This is a genomic window from Tritonibacter aquimaris (assembly GCF_009617595.1).
Classification (GTDB): domain Bacteria; phylum Pseudomonadota; class Alphaproteobacteria; order Rhodobacterales; family Rhodobacteraceae; genus Epibacterium; species Epibacterium aquimaris.
The window spans coordinates 118,061-136,918 of record NZ_WIXK01000007.1 but is presented as its reverse complement, the minus strand read 5'-3'; the positions used below and the strand labels follow the sequence as shown (position 1 = coordinate 136,918).

Here is an 18,858-nt window from a genome sequence, read left to right as displayed (position 1 = left end):
AGCCTCAAGCCACACCCGAGATCGGAGCCCATCATGACTATCTTTCACCTCGCCTATCATGTGGACAATCTTGAAAAAGCGCGCGCGTTTTACCGCGACGTGCTGAAGTGCAAAGAAGGCCGCAGCACGGATACATGGGTGGATTTCAACTTCTTTGGCCATCAGATCTCGCTGCATCTGGGGCCGGTTTTTCAAACTGCCGACACCGGCAAAGTTGGCGAACATATGGTCCCAATGCCCCATCTTGGTGTAATCCTGCCGCAAGAAGACTGGCAAAAACTCGCAACCCGTTTGACAGAACTTAAGGTGGATTTCACAATCAAACCAACCACACGGTTTGCAGGCGAGCCGGGAGAGCAAAGCACGATGTTTTTCCATGATCCCGCAGGCAACCCAATTGAAATCAAAGGCTTTCGCGATATGGGTGGAGTATTTGCCACATGATCAAAGTTGAATTCGCAGCCGGAGACAACCGCTGGGGCCAATATGAAACCCCGCTCAAACAGGCCTTTGCCGCACGCGGACTAGAGGTGGATCTGCGCCAAGGCCACAGCCCTGCTGAGGTTGACTATATCATCTATGCACCGGGCTCCGATCTTCAAGATTTTGCGCCCTATAGCGCCACAAAAGCGGTGCTGAACCTCTGGGCCGGGGTTGAACGGATCATTGGTAACGACACGCTGACAATGCCGCTGTGTCGAATGGTCGATCCCGGTTTGACCACGGCTATGGTGGAATGGGTTTGCGGCCACAGCCTGCGGTATCATCTGGATATTGACCGTTGCCTTGGCGCTCAAAACCGATGGGATCCCCATGTGCCGCCACTGGCGTCACAGCGCCCTGTCACGGTCCTGGGCCTGGGTGAGCTTGGGCGCGCCTGTGCCCAAGCGCTGTCTCATCTGGGCTTCCCTGTCAGCGGCTGGTCACGCACCAAGCGCAGCGTCGAAAACGTTACCTGTTACCACGGCACAGAAGGGCTGAAATCCGCGCTGGAAAACGCTGAGATTGTTGTACTGCTCCTGCCCGACACTAAAGCAACCGAAAACATTCTCAACGCGCAAACGCTTGCTTATTTGCCCAAAGGCGCACGGGTTCTTAATCCGGGACGCGGCCCTTTGATCGACGATCAGGCGCTGCTTGATGCACTCGACAGTGGCCAGGTCGCGCATGCCACGCTTGATGTGTTTCGGGTTGAACCCCTGCCACTGGGCCATCCTTATTGGACCCATCCCCATGTGACTGTGACCCCTCACATCGCGGCGGAAACCCGACCGTTCACCGCCTCTGATGTGATTGCTGAAAACATCCAACGCGGCGAAGCAGGTGAAGATTTCCTACATCTTGTTGATCGGCAGACCGGATATTGAAAGGGGGCTTACGCCCCCACTTCATCTTTTCAAAAATACTCCCGCCGGAGGCTGCGTATTTACCGCAGGTAAATGCGCTCACCCGGCTAGGCCGCGCCCTTTCAGCAGCGCTTCAACCCCCGGAAGGCGACCGCGGAACTTGGTATAAAGCGCCTTTGGATCAACCGAGCCACCTGTGGAAAGAATATACGTTTCCAACGCTTTGGCGCGGTCCGGATCAAATGCGCTGCCTGCCTCTTCGAAGGCCGCAAAAGCATCAGCATCCATCACTTCTGACCACATGTAGCTGTAATAGCCCGAGCTATAGCCATCACCTGCAAACACATGGGCAAAATGGGGCGTCGCGTGGCGCATAATGATCGCGGAAGGCATGCCAATTTCTGCAAGGACTTCACCCTGTTTCGCCATTGGATCACTTGGCGCATCACCATCATGGAAAGCAAGATCCACCAGCGCAGAGGCCACATATTCAACCGTCTGGAACCCCATATCATAGGTCGCAGCCCCCAAAACCCGCTGTAGCAGGTCTTCGGGCATGGCCGCGCCAGTCTCTGCGTGGGTCGCAAATTGCTGCAACACTTCCGGCACTTCGAGCCAATGTTCATAAAGCTGGCTTGGCAGCTCTACAAAGTCACGCGCAACCGAGGTGCCTGAAATGCTTTCGTAGGTCACATCCGACAGCATCTGATGCAACGCATGGCCAAATTCATGGAACAAGGTGCGCGCATCATCCCAGCTCAGCAGTGCGGGATCCCCTTTGGCAAAGTTACAGACATTGATCACAATCGGGCTTTGCACCTCAGGGAATTTTGCCTGGCTGCGCATCGCAGAACACCAGGCCCCTGACCGTTTGGAGCCACGGGCAAAATAGTCGCCAATGAACACCGCCACATGCGCGCCATCACGGGTTACTTCCCAAGCGCGGCAGTCTGGGTGATACAGCGGCACATCAAGCGGTGCAAATTCAAGACCAAACAGGCGATTGGCACAATCAAACGACGCCTCAATCATGCGATCAAGCTGCAGGTAGGGCTTCAGTTCTGCCTCATCGAGATCATGTTCAACCGCGCGGCGTTTTTCCGAATAATAGCGCCAGTCCCAGGCCTCAAGCGCGCCGTTGATGCCGTCTTTGTTCAGCATCTCTGTCAATATAGCTGCATCCGCATCCGCCTGCGCCTTGGCCGGTGCCCAGACATCCATCAGCAAACCGCGCACCGCTTCGGGGGTCTCAGCCATCTCAGTTTCAAGCTTATAGGCCGCAAAGTTTTCATAGCCCAAAAGCTTGGCGCGTTCTTCGCGTAGGGCCAGAACCTCAGCCGCAATCGCACGGTTATCCGTGTCACCGCCATTTGCACCCCGCGCAGCCCAGGCCGCAAAGGCCGTCTGGCGCAGATCCCGGCGTGGGGAGAATTGCAAAAACGGCGTGATGATAGAACGCGCAAGCGTCACAACCGGCCCATCTGCACCTTTTTCTTCACCCGCTGCGCGCGCGGCTGCGATCGCAAATTCCGGCAAGCCTTTGAGATCATCCTCAGAAAGCTCCATGAACCAGTCACGTTCATCCGCCAGAAGGTTCTGGGTGAACTGAGTGCCAAGGGTCGCGAGCCGGGATTTGATCTCCTGCATGCGAATATCCTCAGCACCTTCAAGCGCTGCACCGCCACGTACAAACCCACGATACGTGAGCATCAAGACCCGCGCCTGCTCATCGTTCAGGCCCAAGCTGTCACGCTGATCCCAAAGCGTTTTCAGTCGTGCATAGAGCGCCTTATTGGCTGTGATCGCGGAAAAATGTGCCGCAAGTTTTGGTGAAAACTCCCGCTGCAAAGCTTCGCGCGCAGGATTGCTGTCCGCGCCCGCCACCGAGAAAAACACCGAAAGCACCTGTTCCAGCGGTGTACAGGGTGTTTCCAGCGCCTCAATCACATTGGCAAATGTGGGGGCGTCAGACGTGCTGGCAATGGCCTCGATTTGGGCCGTATGCGCGGCAAGCGCCTGCTCCAGAGCGGGGGCAAAATCATCGTCTGAAATATCTGCAAAAGGCGCAATGCCAAAGGGCGTGGACCAATTGGCCAAAAGCGGGTTTGTCATGGATGGATCTCCTTTGGTGCAAGGCTATCCGCATGGTTTTTCAGGTGCAATGGATTAGCAAGAATACAAAAGAAACAAGCGCTCCCGCCCGTGTCAGATGCGCCAAATGGCGCATCCTCCCCCGTTGGGCCGGGCCGTGCTATCGCGCGGCGTCACCCGCCGCGACCTGCGCAGATGGGACAATCCGCACGCGCTTTCAGCGTGATGCGGCGGGTCTCTGCATAAAGCGCATCATAAATCAGCATCGCACCACGCAGGGTTTCACCTGCACCGGTAATGTGTTTCAGCGCTTCCACCGCCATCATCGCGCCGACCACTCCTGGAAGCGGTCCGATAACCCCGGCCTCAGCACAAGCGGGTGCTAGCCCTGCGGCAGGTGCTTGTGGGAAAACACATTGATAGCAAGGGCCGCCATTTGCGGGATCAAACAACGCAATCTGCCCTTCCCATTGGGTAAGCGCGCCAGAGATCAGCGGTTTTTTTAAATCAACCGCCACGCGATTGACCAGATAGCGGGTATCAAAATTGTCAGTGCCATCAAGGATCAGATCGTATTCGGCAAAAAGCTCGGTTGCGATGTCTTGGTCGAGGCGGCGGTGATAAGGCTTAACGGTGATAAAAGGATTTTGCGCCTCCATCGCGGCCTGAGCCGAGAACACCTTGGGCGTGCCGATACCCGCGTCTGTGTGGATCACCTGACGCTGGAGGTTTGCGTTCTCCACGTCGTCATCATCAATCACCCCAATGGTGCCCACACCTGCAGCCGCCAGATATTGCAGCGCTGGCGCCCCTAACCCGCCGGCACCAATGACCAGTACTTTGGCCGCTTTGATCTTTTTCTGTCCGGCACCACCAATTTCACGCAGCACGATATGGCGCGCGTATCGGTTCAGCTCAGTTGCGGAGAAGGCGCCTTTTTGTTCCGGCGTCTGGCTCATGGTTTTGCCCTTTGCTTGTTCCTTGAGCCTGCGCACCCCATAGGCGTAGAGATAAATCAAAACAGCCGCACCACCCAAAAGCAGCCAGGGCACAATCGAGCCACCAAGATTTGCACGCAGTGGCACCTCAGGCGGAAGGGTCAGCAGGATTGTCAAAACCGCGCCATAGAGGATCAGCAGCAGGACCCGGCGCAGATTTGCGCCAAAGCCCATAAAACCACCACCCCACCAGATCAGCGCGGCCAGAACAAATATCGACAGCATCAGCCGCGCCCGGTGGAGCCAAAGCCCCCCGCACCACGTTCTGTATCACTTAGCGTCTCTGCCAGTTCAAACTGTGCCTGCACCACCGGGGCCAGAACCATCTGTGCGATCCGATCCCCATGATTCACGGTGAACATTTCCTGTCCTGCATTCATCAAGATCACGCCAAGTGGCCCGCGGTAATCGCTATCAATTGTACCCGGCGTATTGGGCAGGGTGATCCCATGTTTCAGCGCAAGGCCCGAACGGGGCCGGATCTGAATTTCATACCCTGCGGGAATTTCAAGACGCAGGCCGGTTGCCACCAATTTACGCTCCCCCGGCTCAAGCGTCAGCACACCGCGATCCGGTAGATTTGCGCGCAGGTCCGCACCGGCAGCACCCTGGGTTTCATATGCGGGCAGCGGAACTGAGCGATCAGCCCCTTCATCATAGATCACAGAGACTGGGACGGGCGTTGCAAGTGTCATGGTTATCTTTCAGCTGTTCGAATTTACTGTCTCAGCAATGCGGGTGGCGAGACGTTCAGCCACCTCATCTTTTGCCAGACGTGGCCAGGGCTCAGCCCCGTGTTCGGAAATCAAAACGATTGCGTTTTCTTGGCCGCCCATAATGCCAGTTTCAGGCGACACATCATTGGCCACAATCCAATCGCAGCCCTTGCGCAGACGTTTCGCGGTAGCATTGTCCACCACATCATTGGTTTCAGCGGCAAAGCCAACTACAAGCGGAGGCCGCCCCGTCTTCATCTGCGCAACAGAGCGTAAAATATCGGGGTTTTCGGCAAATGTCAGGCTCGGCAGCCCATCTTTGGACTTTTTCAATTTGCGATCAGATGCGCTGGAAACACGCCAATCAGCAACGGCAGCAGCAAAAATAGCAACATCTGCGGGCAAAGCTGCCTGAACTGCAGACTCCATTTCAAGCGCGCTTTCAACTGGCACCACCTCCACGCCCTCAGGCGGGCGCACCGTCGCCGGGCCCGTGATAAACACCACATCCGCCCCCAAATCGCGCAGAGCACGGGCCATCGCTGTACCCTGCGCCCCAGACGAGCGGTTGGCAATATAGCGCACCGGATCAATAGGTTCGTGGGTCGGACCAGAGGTGATCACCACACGTTTCCCCCGCAGCGGGCCATCGCTCAGCTTGGATTGGATTGCCGCCAGAATTGCCTCTGGCTCAGTCAATCGCCCGGGGCCAAATTCACCACAGGCCATATTTCCTTCGTCCGGGCCGACAACCTGAACGCCATCGTCGCGCAATGTCTTTAGATTTCGCTGGGTGGCCGGGTGCTCCCACATGCGCACATTCATCGCAGGCGCGATCAGAACCGGCGTATCCGTCGCCAAAAGCAGCGTCGAAGCCAGATCATTTGCAATCCCATTGGCCATTTTTGCCATGAGATCCGCAGTTGCGGGCGCAACAACCACCAAATCAGCGCTGCGCGACAGCTGGATGTGCCCCATCTCAGCCTCAGCGGTCAGGTCAAACAAATCGCGATGCACCGCCTGCCCTGCAAGCGCAGAAACAGACAGTGGTGTCACAAACTCTTCTCCCGCGCGGGTCAGAACCGGGGTTACCTTTGCACCCTGATCCTGCAGACGGCGGATCAGCTCCAGCGCTTTATAGGCCGCTATTCCGCCACCAATGATCAGAAGAATTGTCTTATCCGCCAGCATGCATCCTGCCCTTTGACTGCGCACCAGAGCTCAGTCTAGCGACCTGCGCAGGGGGACGAAACTGGTTTTAAGCCCTCCATGCCGCTTTTCCTGTGCGCGTATAGGGGGAGGCTCATGCCAAAAGCTTGACCACCTCGCGCGATTGCTTCTCCAAGTTCTTGCGCATTTTGACAAATGCGCCCGCTTCCAGCTGACGCACACGCTCCTTGGACAGTTTCAATTCACGGCCAAGGGATTCCAATGTACGTGGCGGCTCATTCAGTTTTCGCGCCCGGATGATCAGCTGTTCACGCTCATTCAAAGATGTCATCGCCTTGGCCAGCCATTTGCGCAATTGGCGCCGATCATGGCTTTCTTGCACAAGCTCTTCGGCCTGGGCGCTTTCATCTTCCAGCGCATCTATCCATTCGCGCCCATCTTCATCGGCCGACTGCACCGCATTGAGCGAAAAATCTGCACCTGACAGGCGGCCATCCATCATCTGAACATCGCGCAACGGCACACCAATTTCCGTTGCAATCCGCTGGTGGAGCTGGTGGCGATCCAGCTTGATCCCATCCGACATCGCTTCCCGTTCAATCTGTGCCTGAATACGGCGCAAATTGAAAAACAGTGATTTCTGCGACGAGGTAGACCCTGTGCGCACCATCGACCAGTTGCGCATCACATATTCCTGGATCGAGGCTTTAATCCACCAGACCGCATAGGTGGAAAACCGCACGCCGCGATCGGGATCAAACTTGTCAGCGGCTTTCATCAGGCCAAGACCCGCTTCTTGTACCAGGTCATTCATCGGTGCGCCGTAGCGTTTGAATTTTGCCGCCATAGAAATCGCGAGCCGCATATAAGCAGTGATCAAACGGTGCAGCGCAGCCTCATCGCGTTTGTCTCGCCAAGCATAGGCGAGTTGCAGTTCGGTTTCTGCGTCTAACAGTTCCGCACGCATTGCCTTTTTGGGCAACGGGTTGGAATGTGCATCATCAAGTGCCATGTCTTCCCCCCAAAATCCGTTTAAACGAATACGCCCTGTGGGGAGATCTGGATCAGTCTGGGCCCGGTACCTGGCTCACTATCTTTCGAGCCACCTATCGGCGAGGGTCTTGTGGCTGCCGATGAGGGACCCGCGCGATATTGCCAAAACGGCAGATGTTGAGCTGCGCGGGCGGGCTTGTCTTTGACGGGCCTAGCGGATACCCACAGGATCATCCTCATCATGATCAGGGTAATAAAATTGTCCGGTTCTGTCACACTCATTCTTGGCGGCGCAGCCTCTGGCAAATCTGCATATGCGGAAAAAATCTGCATAAACGCTGGAAAAGAAAGAGTTTACTGGGCGACTTCACAAATCTTCGATGAGGAGATGAGGAGTAAGGTAGATCGCCATATTGTCCAGCGCGGCCCCGGGTGGACAACCATCGAGGAAGCATGGACAGCTGAAAGCGCTCTGAACGCGCTGAGCGCCGATCATGTTTGCCTGATGGACTGCGCAACAATGTGGCTAACAAATCACCTGCTGGCCGAACATGATCTTGCAGAAAAACAGGCGGATCTGCTGAGACAGATTGCTGATTGCGCCGCAGACCTGGTGATTGTCAGCAATGAAACCGGCATGGGGATCGTGCCGGAAAACGCCCTGGCCCGACGATTTCGCGAAGCACAAGGGCGGCTTAATATTGCTCTTGCTGAAATCGCCGACCGCGTCACCCTGGTTAGCGCGGGCCTCCCGCTCACATTAAAAGAGGCCGATAGATGACCCGGTTTTTCCTGATGCGCCACGGGCCTACCCATGCAAAATCCATGGTGGGCTGGTCTGACCTGCCTGCAGATCTGAGCGACCGCGCGGCGCTTGCACGCATAGAGGCTTACCTCCCGAAGGACGCGATCGTGGTCAGTTCGGATCTTATCCGAGCTATAGAAACCGCATCGGCCATTCAGGGCACGCGCCAACGGGTTGAACACGACCTCCGCCTGCGCGAATTGCATTTTGGGGATTGGGAATTGCGCACCTGGGCGGAACTTGAGCAGGAATGCCCTGATCATTTGCGCGCGTTCTGGGAAACACCAGGCGATGTCAGCTCACCCAATGGCGAAAGCTGGAATACGCTGCGCGCACGTGTTGATCATGCCTTTGATGATCTGGCTCAGGCTTATGCTGGGCAGAATTTGGTGGTGGTTGGCCATTTTGGCCAAATCCTAACGCAGGTACAGCGCGCAGGTCGTTTTACTGCTGTAGAAACACTGTCGCATAAAATCGACAATCTCTCGATCACCGAGATCGCGCTCAAAAGCGGGCAGTGGCAGCTTGGCACAATCAATCAAATTTTGTGATCAATCAGCGCACTTATATTAATTTACTTGATATGAGAGAACCGTGCTAGCCTTCGCAAAATAGTGCGAGGAGCGTTTCATGTATGATCTTTATATTGGTGACCGTTTGTTTTCAAGCTGGTCCCTACGTGGCTGGCTGTTGCTGCAGAAATTTAACATTCCACACAAGGTTCATATGACCGGGTTGTATTCAGGCACGATGGCAGCAGATCTTGCGCCTTTGGCACCGGCGCGTTTTGTACCCACCCTGCGCACGTCTCATGGCACGGTGGTTGGTGAAACCCTCGCCATTGCGGAGACCCTGGCTGAAGAAAACCCGCAGGCAGGGATTTGGCCAGAAGATCTCGCGCAGCGTGCAACCGCCCGGTGGCTATGTTCTGAGATGGCCAGCGGCTTTGCAGCGCTGCGTGGCGAATGTTCTATGCAATTGCGCCATGTGTGGCAGGGATTTGAAGTCTCAGATGCGGTTCAAAAGGATCTTGACCGTTTGGCACAGCTCTGGGCCCACGCACGCAAGCTGAGCAAGACGCAAACTCCCTGGCTGTTTGGTGCATATTCTGCAGCGGATGTATTCTTTGCACCTGTCGCCGCGCGTATCATCGGCTACGGGCTGCCGGTATCAGATGAAGATCGCGCCTATTGCGAAGCGCTGATAGCCGAGCCTGAAATGCTGGCGTGGCGTGAAGAGGCGCTGAAAATCAGCTATGATCCAATGCCCTATGATCTGGATCTGCCACACTCAGACTGGCCCGTTTGACTGCACGATGCTGTGATTTAACGCACCGCTGACGACACGTTAAGACTTCGGTAACCATGAATGCCAAGCTTGTCTCCCACCAAGGGAGGCAGGAAATGATTGCACGCAACTATACCGTCGCCTTTCAGGGGGTTGATGCCAAGCTGGTAGAAGTCCAATGCGCCGTGGCCCCCGGCCTGCCGGCATTTCAGCTGGTAGGCTTACCGGACAAAGCCGTAAGCGAAGCACGCGAACGAGTGCGCGCAGCTTTTGCCAATATGTCGATCGCACTGCCGCCCCGCCGTATCACCATCAACCTGTCGCCTGCAGACCTACCCAAAGAAGGCAGCCATTTTGACCTGCCGATTGCGATGGCCTTGCTTGCGGCGATAGAGATCATCCCACCAGAAGCCGCATCAGAGGTTATTTCTCTGGGCGAGCTCTCCCTCGATGGTCAGTTGATGCCTGTCGTCGGCGCGTTGCCTGCGGCCATAACATCGGTCACGGAAAACAAAATGCTTCTGTGCCCCAAAGCCTCCAGCGCAGAAGCCGCCTGGGTGGAGGCAGCACATGTCATTGGTGCAAATTCCCTGCTGGATGTGGTGCGCCACTTTACCGGCCAGATGCCATTGGCCGCCGCCGAAGCGGGCGAGGTCAAAAAAGAGCAGAACCTGAAAAATCTGCGCGACGTAAAAGGGCAGGAACGCGCAAAACGCGCGCTCGAAATCGCCGCCGCAGGACGCCACCATATGTTGATGATTGGACCACCCGGTTCAGGAAAATCCATGCTTGCGGCGCGGATGCCCTCGTTGCTGCCCTCGCTTACCCCGGCCGAAGCATTGGAAACATCAATGATCCAGTCGCTGTGCGGGCTGCTCGATGAGGGTGGCATTAACCGAAGCCGCCCCTTTCGTGAACCACATCATACGGCATCGATGCCCGCAATTGTGGGCGGTGGTCGACGGGCACAGCCGGGCGAAATCAGCATCGCCCACAATGGCGTGTTGTTTCTGGATGAGCTGCCGGAGTTTAACCGCTCGGTTCTTGAAACCTTGCGTCAGCCGCTAGAAACCGGCGAAGTCATGGTGGCCCGGGCCAATGCCCACGTGAAATACCCGTGTAAATTCATGTTGCTGGCCGCGGCAAACCCGTGCAATTGTGGCGATCTCACCCAGACAGGGGGCGTTTGCAGCAAAGCGCCCAAATGCACTGAGGCCTATCTGGGCCGCATCTCGGCGCCCTTGATGGATCGATTTGACCTTCGCATTGATGTGCCCCCGGTGGCGTTTAGCGATCTGGATCTGCCACCAACGCAAGAAGGCTCAGAAGACGTGGCCATCCGCGTCGCTTCCGCCCGCGAAATTCAAGCCGCGCGATACAAAGGCATCAAAGGTGTGATGCTTAACGCTGATGCCGAAGGGGGAGTGCTGGAAGAGGTAGCACGCCCCTGCGATGCGGGGCGTGATCTGTTGCGGCGCGCGGCAGAACGGTTTGGACTGTCTGCGCGCGGCTATCATCGGGTGTTGCGCGTGGCGCGTACCATAGCTGACCTTGAAAGCGTGCCAGATGTCAGCGCAAAACATGTAGCTGAGGCGATAAGTTATCGCCTCAACCCAAGTTCTTAATCAAAGCTTAGCCTCAATCGCCTGCCAGACTTTTTCAGCGATATTCACCCCGTCAAAGCGCTCAAGCTCTTGAATACCGGTTGGGGAGGTCACGTTGATCTCAGTGAGGTAGTCACCAATCACATCGATCCCCACAAAGACCTGGCCTTTTTCACGCAACAAAGGCCCAATCGCGGCACAGATCTCGCGGTCACGTTCGGTGAGGCCGATTTTCTCGGGCCGTCCGCCAACATGCATGTTGGAGCGGGTTTCCCCCGCTGCGGGCACACGATTGATCGCGCCAACCGGTTCACCATCCACAAGGATCACGCGCTTGTCGCCGTTTGAAACATCCGGCAGGAATTTCTGTACGATCAGCGGTTCACGGCTAAAGCCTGTGAACAACTCGTGCAGCGAAGTCAGGTTGCGATCATTGGCATCAAGACGGAACACACCCGCGCCACCATTGCCATAAAGCGGCTTCAAAATGATGTCGCCATGCTTCTCTTTGAAAGCTTTAATCGTTTCCAGATCACGCGCGATGGTCGTCGGCGGTGTCAGTTCTGGGAAATCCAGCACCAGCAGTTTTTCCGGGTAGTTGCGCACCCAGAACGGGTCATTCACCACCAGCGCCTTGCCTTTGAGGCGATCCAGCAGATGGGTCGATGTGATATAATGCATATCAAACGGCGGGTCCTGGCGCAGCCAGACCACGTCAAAATCAGCAAGATCGACCTCAACCTCTTCGCCCAGGACCGCAGGGGCCTCAGCCACGCGCTGAACGGTCATAAAATGGCCGCGTGCAGTAATGCGCCCTTCCTGAAACGCCAGATGATCGGGCGTATAATAAAACAGCTCATGGCCGCGGTTTTGTGCTTCTTCCGCCAGGCGGAAGCTGCTGTCGGCGTTGATATCGACCCCAAGGATAGGATCCATCTGAAAGGCGATTTTCATGGCATTGGCCCTCTGTCGTGTTGCAAACCTAAATGGCGCAGGCTTGGGCGTTGTTCAATGGGGTCACCCCATTCCAAAGGCATTTTCCAGAACGTCGATCACACCAAATTGATCCACCAGGGCCACATCAAAGCGCATCAGCACCTCTTTGTTCCCATCATACCTGGCTAGAAATGCCTCGGCTGCGCGGTAAATCCGCCCCTGTTGCGCGCCATTCAGATGTTGTGCAGCCTCGGCATGGGTGCGGCTTTGTTTGACTTCGACAAACACGATTTGATCATCGCGGCAAACAATCAAATCAATCTCGCCCCCGGCTCCGCGCCAACGCTGAGCAATGATTTCAAATCCTTGATCGCGGTAGCGCTGCGCAACAGCTTCCTCGGCCGCGCGCCCCGCCCGATAGGCACGCGCCCCTTTATCTGAAGCGCGTTTGGCCATTTACCCGTCTTCCTTGGCCAGTTGCAGCGCCAGTTGATAGACCTTGCGACGCGGCAGATCATGGGTTTTCGACACCAGATCCGCCGCATCCTTTACTGAATTGTCCCGAAGGGCTGCACGCAGATCGCTTTCCAGATCGGCCGCGCTCACCTCAACTTCCTGTTGGCGATCCACCAGCAGCACAATCTCACCTTTTACCGGTTTTTCAGCCAAAGAGGCTGCAAGGTCCGAGAGCGGCAACCTGCGCACTTCTTCGAATTTCTTGGTGAGTTCACGGCACATGGCCGCAGGACGATTGCCCAAGACATCCGCCATATCCCGCAGGCTCGCCTCGACCCGTTTGGGGGATTCGTAAAACACCAGGGTACCGGGCACGGATTTCAGCGCCTCCAGACGCTTGCGCCTTGCACCCGTTGCATTTGGCAAAAACCCTGCAAAAAAGAACGCATCCGTCGGCAAACCCGCCAGCGTAAGCGCAGTGACCGCCGCAGATGCCCCCGGCGCGCAGGTCACCAGATGACCAGCCTCAGCCGCCGCGCGGCTTAGATCATAACCCGGATCGGCAATAAGCGGCATACCCGCCTCGGACGCATAGGCCACCGTCTGACCCTGTGAAATGGCCTCCATCAAACGGTTGCGCGTGCCCGCGCCGCTGTGGTCGTGATAGGCAACAACCGATCTATCGCCCAGTGGAACACCGTGTATTTCCAATAGCTTGCGAAGGCTGCGGGTATCTTCAGCCGCAATCACATCGGCCGAAGCCAGGATATCGAGCGCGCGCAATGTGATGTCACGCGCGGTGCCAATAGGTGTTGCAACAAAATACAGCCCGGGCTGCAATCGGATGTTCTGGTGATTCAACGCTGGACCCGCCTTGATGGTCGTTTATTATTCGCCCCTGAAACCCACACGGCGGTGAGCGCCGTAGGAATGGAGCATCAATTCATTATGTTTGCTGTTTTGAAGAGCGCCCGCAAGGTGGCATATGGCACCGCATTTGCACTTTCGGCTCTGGCCCTCACCGCCTGTGAGCCCGTTGCCATTGGTTCCGGCCCGATCATTAACACGTCCAAGCCCGTAAAAGTAGCACTTTTGGTGCCACGCGGTTCAGCCCAGAGCGGCGATGCGGTTCTGGCACAAAGCCTTGAAAACGCTGCGCGCATGGCAATCGCGGATCTGGAAGGCGTGACCATTGATCTGCGCGTCTATGATAGCGCAGGCAATCCTGAGGTCGCAGCAGCTGCGGCAGAACAAGCGATCAACGATGGGGCTGGCATTATTTTGGGCCCGCTTTATGCCGAAGCAGCCAACGCAGCCGGTGTTGCAGCCGCAAAGCGTGGCGTAAATGTTTTGGCATTTTCCAACAACACAGCGATCGCAGGCGGCAACGTATTTACGCTCGGCTCGACCTTTGAAAACACGGCCCGTCGCCTGACGCGCTATGCGGCGAAACAGGGCAAACCTGATATTCTTGTTGTCAGCGGCGACAACCCCGCAGGCGCAGCCGGACGTGAAGCGATCACCCGCGGCGCGGCGTCTTCCAGTGCGCGTGTAGCGGGCTCGATCAGCTATGAGCTGTCACAGCAAGGCGTGATCAACGCGATCCCCACAATCCGCAATTCAGCGGCCTCTAACGGTGCAGACGCGGTCTTTTTCACCGCAACCACCGCAGGCGCACTGCCGCTGCTGACACAGCTGCTTCCAGAAGCCGGGCTTGGCACTGACACCTATCAATACATCGGCCTGACCCGCTGGGATATTCCGCCGCAAACCCTGTCACTGCCTGGAGTACAAGGCGCTTGGTTTGCACTGCCGGATCCAACACAATCTGCGAAATTCAAACAACGCTACTCCGCGACCTATGGCGCAGCACCGCACCCGATCGGGGGCCTCGCCTATGACGGTGTCGCAGCAATTGGCGCATTGGTCCAGGCTGGCAAAGGCAACGCACTGACTGCTGCGGCCCTGACCCAGGGTGCGGGCTTCCAGGGAACCGGTGGTATTTTCCGCCTGCGCCCAGATGGAACCAGCGAACGCGGCCTTGCGGTTGCGACCATTAAAGACCAGCAAGTTGTGGTCATTGATCAAGCTCCCAAAAGCTTTGCTGGCGCAGGTTTCTAAGGTGAATCAACCGTCACCGATGAACACGACAGCCTCTCAGGTGCCGCTGATACTGGCACCTGAGGAAATCTTTGATCGAGACGCAGTAACAGCGCGCATCACCGAACACGCCCAAACAGCGGATGGCGCAGATCTTCGCGCCTTTGTGGTGGATATTTTACGCGACGCCAACAAGACTGCCCGCGCTGCGCTGGCTGAGGCCTTTGCAGCCAAGCCATTTGAGGCGGCCGCGCTCACCCGGTCTTATTGCTATCTGACCGATTGCATCGTGCGTACCGCGCTATACGCGGCAACCGAGCTTTTCCACCCCAATGCCACCCCCACCCAAGGGGAGCGGATTGCCGTTATTGCGGTAGGTGGCTATGGGCGCGGTGAAATGGCACCCTTTTCAGATGTCGACCTGCTGTTTCTGACGCCTTACAAAATCACCGCCTGGGCCGAGAGCGTCATTGAAACCTCGCTTTATATCCTGTGGGATCTGCGGCTAAAGGTTGGTCACTCCAGCCGAACGATACGTGATTGCATCCGCCTCGGCAAAGAAGACTACACAATTCACACCGCCCTGTTGGAGCATCGTTTCCTGACCGGAGATGAGGCGCTTGCAGCTGATCTGGAACAACAGCTGGAGCGGGATCTTTTTTCCAACAGCCCCAATGAGTTCGTTGCCGCCAAACTGTCCGAACGTGAGACGCGCCACCTGAAACAGGGTGAACGCTATATGGTGGAACCCAACGTCAAGGAGGGCAAAGGCGGGCTGCGGGATCTGCAATCGCTGTTCTGGATTGCAAAGTATATCTATCGCGTACAATCAACATGTGAATTGGTCTCTTTGGGCCTGTTTTTGCCCGAAGAATTTGATGCCTTTGAAAAGGCGGAAAACTTCCTCTGGGCGGTGCGGTCGCATCTGCATCTGTCCGCTGGGCGCGCAACCGAGCAGCTGAGCTTTGACCAACAGGTCGAAGTTGCCGACCGCATGGGATTTAAAGACACTGCCGCGCGGCGCGGGGTCGAAGTTTTCATGCAGGAATATTTCCGCCATGCCACGCGCGTTGGCGATGTCACACGCATCTTCCTGACCAAGCTGGAAGCGAGCCAGCAAAAAGATGAACCGCTGCTGGAACGGATCTTCCGCCGTCGTCCACGCGTGAAATCTGGCTATACAGTCGTGCATAACCGACTGCAGGTCGAAGATCCTGATGCGTTCTTGCAAGACCCGCTGAACCTGCTGCGCCTGTTTGAAGAAGGGCTGCGCACCGGCATGTTGTTGCATCCGGATGCGATGCGCCTGGTTTCTGCCAATCTGCATATGATCGATGACGACATGCGTCGAAACAAGGAAGCTGTGCGCATCTTCCTCGATCTACTTTTGAAACACGGCAACCCGGAACGCGCGCTGCGCCGCATGAATGAGCTCGACGTGCTCGCAGCCTTTATCCCGGAGTTTGAACCGATTGTGGCGATGATGCAGTTCAATATGTATCATTCCTACACCGTCGATGAGCACACTATTCAGGTCATCGCCAATTTTGCCGCAATTGAACGCGGCGAACTGGAAGAAGAGCTGCCGCTGTCGTCAGAAGTGCTGCGCAAAGGTTTGAGCCGCAAGGTGCTTGTCATCGCGATGCTGCTTCATGATATCGGCAAAGGGCGTGCCGAAGATCATTCAATCCTTGGGGCAAAAATTGCCCGCAAAGTGGCGCCGCGCCTAGGTCTGAACAAAGCCGACAGTGAAACCGTGGAATGGCTGGTCCGCTACCATCTGTTGATGTCGGATATGGCGCAAAAACGCGACATTGCCGACCCGCGCACCGTGCGTGATTTTGCCAAAGCGGTCAAATCAGTCAAACGGCTTGATTTGCTTTTGCTGCTGACCGTGTGTGACATTCGCGGTGTCGGACCTGACACGTGGAACAACTGGAAGGCTGCCCTTTTGCGGGCGCTATACGGCCAAACCCGCGAGATGCTGGAAAACGGCATGGAAGCCTTAAGCCGCGAACAGCGCGGTCATGAGGCTAAGAAAAAGCTGCGGGAAACCCTTCCGGATTGGCCAAAAGCTGATCTGAAACGCGAGACCGGTCGTCACTACCCCCCCTACTGGCAGGGTCTGCATGTAACAGCACATGTGGAATTTGCGCAGATGTTGCGGGACTTGCATAAAAGCGATGATCAAAGTCAGGTCATCATTCGATTGCACCCAGATGATGATCGTGACGCGACCCGTGCCTGTTTTGCCATGGCCGACCACCCCGGTATCTTCTCCCGCGTGGCCGGGGCGCTGGCGCTTGTTGGTGCCAATGTGGTGGATGCACGTTCATACACCACCAAAGACGGCTATGTGACCGATGCTTTCTGGATCCAGGATGCAGATGGCCACCCGTTTGAAGCATCACGCCTGCCCCGATTGGAGCAGATGATCCATAAAACCCTGCGTGGTGAGGTGATCGCGGGCGAAGCATTGAAATCGCGCGACAAAATCAAAAAACGCGAACGTGCCTTTAATGTGCCGACCCATATCACCTTCGACAATGAAGGCTCAGAGATCTATACGATCATTGAGGTCGATACCCGCGATCGACCCGGCCTGCTGTATGATCTGGCGCGCACCATGGCGCATATGAATGTTTATGTGGCCAATGCGGTGATTGCGACCTATGGCGAACAGGTGGTCGACACGTTTTATGTGAAGGACATGTTTGGGCTGAAATATCATTCCGTGTCCAAACAAAACAGCCTCAAGACCAAGCTGCAAGAAGCCATAAAAGAAGGCGTGAAGCGGGCCGAATCATGAAACCAATCAAGTTGTTGTCCGGCTTCATGACCGTAGGTTTCTGGACCTTGGTCAGCCGGATCCTTGGCTTTATGCGTGAAATTCTGATCGCGGCTTATATCGGCCCCGGCCCTATGTTTGATGCATTTGTCGCAGCGTTCCGCCTGCCCAATATGTTTCGCCGTTTTTTTGCCGAAGGCGCGTTTAACGCAGCCTTTGTGCCAATGCTGTCGAAAAAAGTCGAAGACGGCAGCGACGCGCAGAGGTTTTCGCAAGATGCGTTCAACCTGCTTGGGACTGCGGTGATAGCGCTTGTGGCTGTCTCGATGATCTTCATGCCTGCGATGGTCTGGTTCACATCAGACATCGGTGCTGGTGACGGCCGTTTTGACACCACTATTGGCTTTGGCAGGATTGTCTTTCCTTATATTCTGTTCATGTCACTGGCCGCGCTGTTTTCTGGTATTTTGAATGCCACCGGCCATTTCGCGGCGGCAGCCGCGGCTTCGGCGCTTTTGAATGTGGTGGCCATTCCGGCGATGATTGCAGGCGCCGTTATGGGCGCGGATGTCATTCAATGGCTGGTTTGGGCCATTCCGGTTTCTGGGGTTGCGCAGCTTGTACTGGTCTGGGTCGCGGCAGAGCGCGCGGGCTTCAAACTTCGTCCGGGGCTGCCTCGGATCACAGATGACATGCGCCACATGATCCGCGTCGCCGTGCCTGCAGGGCTTGCGATGGGGGTTACGCAGGTCAATCTGGTTGTTGGGCAACGGGTGGCCTCAGATATTGAAAACGCGCTGAGCTGGCTGTTCATTGCAGACCGTCTGTATCAGCTGCCTTTGGGTGTGGTTGGCATCGCAATTGGCATCGTCCTGCTGCCGGATCTGTCGCGCAGATTGCGGGCCAATGATCATCTGGGCGCACGCAACGCGCTGTCGCGCGCCGGAGAGTTTTCGCTGCTGCTGACCCTGCCCTGTACGTTTGCGTTTATCGCCATACCGCTGCCGTTGATCTCGGTGCTGTATGAGCGCGGTCAAACGGATGCCGCTGATGTGCAAGCCATTGCTTTGGCGGTGGCGATCTATGGTGTAGGGCTTCCGGCCTTTGTGCTGCAAAAAGTGCTACAGCCGCTGTTTTTCGCACGTGAAGACACCAAAACACCGTTTCGCATCGCGATTGTTGGCATGATTGTGAACGCAGCGCTTGCTTATGGGCTAAAACCCTATGTGGGCTGGGTTGCACCTGCGATCTCAGCCAGTGCGGCGGGTTGGGCGATTGTTCTCCTGCTCTGGTGGCGTGCCCGCCGCCTTGGAGAGGTAGCGCAATTTGACAAGCGGTTCTTTGACCGCTGCTGGCGCATTCTGGTTGCGTCCCTGGTGATGGGTGCGGCTGTATTTGCCGCTTATACGCATTTCAACAGCCTGTTTTTCCTGCCCAGTTGGCGTTACCTCGCCTTGCTTGTGCTGATCTTGCTCGGTGGCGCGGTTTATTTCGCGGCAGCGCAGCTCATCGGGGCGATGCGCCTGAGCGAAATGAAATCAGCCACGCAACGTAGACGCGGCTGATCG

At 56.4% G+C, this 18,858-nt stretch carries 17 protein-coding genes; 9 read left to right on the top strand and 8 right to left on the bottom strand.

Annotated features, from left to right (window positions below; translation table 11 throughout):
• Positions 1 to 33: 33 nt before the first annotated feature.
• Together GG681_RS13990 and GG681_RS13985 are read left to right on the top strand one after the other, a co-directional pair.
• Positions 34 to 444: a VOC family protein gene (locus tag GG681_RS13990; protein ID WP_153548641.1), complete on the top strand. Its 411-nt coding sequence runs from the start codon at positions 34 to 36 to the stop codon at positions 442 to 444.
• The gene (locus GG681_RS13985) at positions 441 to 1,367 is read left to right on the top strand and encodes a 2-hydroxyacid dehydrogenase (protein WP_153548640.1); all 927 of its coding nucleotides are present in this window, start codon (positions 441 to 443) and stop codon (positions 1,365 to 1,367) included. Before GG681_RS13990 ends, GG681_RS13985 begins: the two co-directional genes overlap by 4 nt.
• A 78-nt stretch (positions 1,368 to 1,445) precedes the next feature.
• Here GG681_RS13985 and GG681_RS13980 read toward each other — a convergent pair whose 3' ends face one another.
• From GG681_RS13980 to GG681_RS13960, 5 genes are all read right to left on the bottom strand, one after another.
• On the bottom strand, positions 1,446 to 3,458 hold the full coding sequence (locus GG681_RS13980; protein WP_153548639.1) for a M3 family metallopeptidase: 2,013 nt from the start codon (positions 3,456 to 3,458) through the stop codon (positions 1,446 to 1,448).
• A gap of 152 nt (positions 3,459 to 3,610) precedes the next feature.
• Positions 3,611 to 4,660: a HesA/MoeB/ThiF family protein gene (locus tag GG681_RS13975; protein WP_153548638.1), complete on the bottom strand. Its 1,050-nt coding sequence runs from the start codon at positions 4,658 to 4,660 to the stop codon at positions 3,611 to 3,613.
• On the bottom strand, positions 4,660 to 5,130 hold the full coding sequence (dut, locus tag GG681_RS13970; protein WP_153548637.1) for a dUTP diphosphatase: 471 nt from the start codon (positions 5,128 to 5,130) through the stop codon (positions 4,660 to 4,662). Before dut ends, GG681_RS13975 begins: the two co-directional genes overlap by 1 nt.
• Positions 5,131 to 5,139: 9 nt before the next feature.
• Positions 5,140 to 6,342 (bottom strand): bifunctional phosphopantothenoylcysteine decarboxylase/phosphopantothenate--cysteine ligase CoaBC, encoded by a 1,203-nt coding sequence (gene coaBC / locus GG681_RS13965; protein ID WP_153548636.1) that lies wholly within the window; start codon positions 6,340 to 6,342, stop codon positions 5,140 to 5,142.
• Positions 6,343 to 6,454: 112 nt separating this feature from the next.
• The gene (locus GG681_RS13960) at positions 6,455 to 7,333 is read right to left on the bottom strand and encodes an RNA polymerase factor sigma-32 (protein ID WP_153548635.1); all 879 of its coding nucleotides are present in this window, start codon (positions 7,331 to 7,333) and stop codon (positions 6,455 to 6,457) included.
• Positions 7,334 to 7,573: 240 nt separating this feature from the next.
• On the opposite strand from GG681_RS13960, the gene cobU reads away from it, so the two are divergent.
• The 4 genes from cobU to GG681_RS13940 all read left to right on the top strand — a co-directional run bounded on the left by cobU (position 7,574) and on the right by GG681_RS13940 (position 11,031).
• The gene (cobU, locus tag GG681_RS13955; protein ID WP_153548634.1) at positions 7,574 to 8,095 is read left to right on the top strand and encodes a bifunctional adenosylcobinamide kinase/adenosylcobinamide-phosphate guanylyltransferase; all 522 of its coding nucleotides are present in this window, start codon (positions 7,574 to 7,576) and stop codon (positions 8,093 to 8,095) included.
• Positions 8,092 to 8,670, top strand: a complete 579-nt coding sequence (locus tag GG681_RS13950) for a histidine phosphatase family protein (RefSeq protein ID WP_153548633.1) — start codon at positions 8,092 to 8,094, stop codon at positions 8,668 to 8,670. The genes cobU and GG681_RS13950 overlap by 4 nt, the downstream gene beginning before the upstream one ends.
• A gap of 79 nt (positions 8,671 to 8,749) precedes the next feature.
• Positions 8,750 to 9,427 (top strand): glutathione S-transferase, encoded by a 678-nt coding sequence (locus tag GG681_RS13945; protein ID WP_153548632.1) that lies wholly within the window; start codon positions 8,750 to 8,752, stop codon positions 9,425 to 9,427.
• A gap of 95 nt (positions 9,428 to 9,522) precedes the next feature.
• On the top strand, positions 9,523 to 11,031 hold the full coding sequence (locus tag GG681_RS13940) for a YifB family Mg chelatase-like AAA ATPase (RefSeq protein WP_153548631.1): 1,509 nt from the start codon (positions 9,523 to 9,525) through the stop codon (positions 11,029 to 11,031).
• Here the strand turns inward: GG681_RS13940 and gshB are convergent, their stop codons facing one another.
• The 3 genes from gshB to rsmI all read right to left on the bottom strand — a co-directional run bounded on the left by gshB (position 11,032) and on the right by rsmI (position 13,263).
• Positions 11,032 to 11,964 (bottom strand): glutathione synthase, encoded by a 933-nt coding sequence (gshB, locus tag GG681_RS13935; protein ID WP_153548630.1) that lies wholly within the window; start codon positions 11,962 to 11,964, stop codon positions 11,032 to 11,034.
• A gap of 63 nt (positions 11,965 to 12,027) precedes the next feature.
• A complete protein-coding gene (locus tag GG681_RS13930) occupies positions 12,028 to 12,402 on the bottom strand; it encodes a YraN family protein (RefSeq protein ID WP_153548629.1) in 375 nt (124 codons plus the stop codon).
• Positions 12,403 to 13,263 carry a 16S rRNA (cytidine(1402)-2'-O)-methyltransferase gene (gene rsmI, locus GG681_RS13925; protein WP_153548628.1) on the bottom strand — a complete coding sequence of 287 codons (861 nt, stop codon included), beginning with the start codon at positions 13,261 to 13,263 and terminating at the stop codon, positions 12,403 to 12,405.
• Positions 13,264 to 13,350: 87 nt separating this feature from the next.
• On the opposite strand from rsmI, the gene GG681_RS13920 reads away from it, so the two are divergent.
• The 3 genes from GG681_RS13920 to murJ are packed head-to-tail and all read left to right on the top strand — an operon-like array spanning position 13,351 to position 18,855.
• Positions 13,351 to 14,523 carry a penicillin-binding protein activator gene (locus GG681_RS13920; protein ID WP_153548627.1) on the top strand — a complete coding sequence of 391 codons (1,173 nt, stop codon included), beginning with the start codon at positions 13,351 to 13,353 and terminating at the stop codon, positions 14,521 to 14,523.
• A 19-nt stretch (positions 14,524 to 14,542) separates the two neighbouring features.
• Positions 14,543 to 17,311 carry a [protein-PII] uridylyltransferase gene (locus tag GG681_RS13915; protein ID WP_153548626.1) on the top strand — a complete coding sequence of 923 codons (2,769 nt, stop codon included), beginning with the start codon at positions 14,543 to 14,545 and terminating at the stop codon, positions 17,309 to 17,311.
• Positions 17,308 to 18,855 (top strand): murein biosynthesis integral membrane protein MurJ, encoded by a 1,548-nt coding sequence (murJ, locus tag GG681_RS13910; RefSeq protein WP_153548625.1) that lies wholly within the window; start codon positions 17,308 to 17,310, stop codon positions 18,853 to 18,855. Before GG681_RS13915 ends, murJ begins: the two co-directional genes overlap by 4 nt.
• Positions 18,856 to 18,858 lie beyond the last annotated feature (3 nt).

What these genes read in the sequence shown, in the direction of transcription:
- GG681_RS13990 (WP_153548641.1), top strand. Translation starts at nt 34, where the DNA reads ATGACTATCTTTCACCTCGCCTATCATGTGGACAATCTTGAAAAAGCG.
- GG681_RS13985 (WP_153548640.1), top strand. Translation starts at nt 441, where the DNA reads ATGATCAAAGTTGAATTCGCAGCCGGAGACAACCGCTGGGGCCAATAT.
- GG681_RS13980 (WP_153548639.1), bottom strand. Translation starts at nt 3,458, where the DNA reads ATGACAAACCCGCTTTTGGCCAATTGGTCCACGCCCTTTGGCATTGCG.
- GG681_RS13975 (WP_153548638.1), bottom strand. Translation starts at nt 4,660, where the DNA reads ATGCTGTCGATATTTGTTCTGGCCGCGCTGATCTGGTGGGGTGGTGGT.
- dut (WP_153548637.1), bottom strand. Translation starts at nt 5,130, where the DNA reads ATGACACTTGCAACGCCCGTCCCAGTCTCTGTGATCTATGATGAAGGG.
- coaBC (WP_153548636.1), bottom strand. Translation starts at nt 6,342, where the DNA reads ATGCTGGCGGATAAGACAATTCTTCTGATCATTGGTGGCGGAATAGCG.
- GG681_RS13960 (WP_153548635.1), bottom strand. Translation starts at nt 7,333, where the DNA reads ATGGCACTTGATGATGCACATTCCAACCCGTTGCCCAAAAAGGCAATG.
- GG681_RS13950 (WP_153548633.1), top strand. Translation starts at nt 8,092, where the DNA reads ATGACCCGGTTTTTCCTGATGCGCCACGGGCCTACCCATGCAAAATCC.
- GG681_RS13945 (WP_153548632.1), top strand. Translation starts at nt 8,750, where the DNA reads ATGTATGATCTTTATATTGGTGACCGTTTGTTTTCAAGCTGGTCCCTA.
- GG681_RS13940 (WP_153548631.1), top strand. Translation starts at nt 9,523, where the DNA reads ATGATTGCACGCAACTATACCGTCGCCTTTCAGGGGGTTGATGCCAAG.
- gshB (WP_153548630.1), bottom strand. Translation starts at nt 11,964, where the DNA reads ATGAAAATCGCCTTTCAGATGGATCCTATCCTTGGGGTCGATATCAAC.
- GG681_RS13930 (WP_153548629.1), bottom strand. Translation starts at nt 12,402, where the DNA reads ATGGCCAAACGCGCTTCAGATAAAGGGGCGCGTGCCTATCGGGCGGGG.
- GG681_RS13920 (WP_153548627.1), top strand. Translation starts at nt 13,351, where the DNA reads ATGTTTGCTGTTTTGAAGAGCGCCCGCAAGGTGGCATATGGCACCGCA.
- GG681_RS13915 (WP_153548626.1), top strand. Translation starts at nt 14,543, where the DNA reads ATGAACACGACAGCCTCTCAGGTGCCGCTGATACTGGCACCTGAGGAA.
- murJ (WP_153548625.1), top strand. Translation starts at nt 17,308, where the DNA reads ATGAAACCAATCAAGTTGTTGTCCGGCTTCATGACCGTAGGTTTCTGG.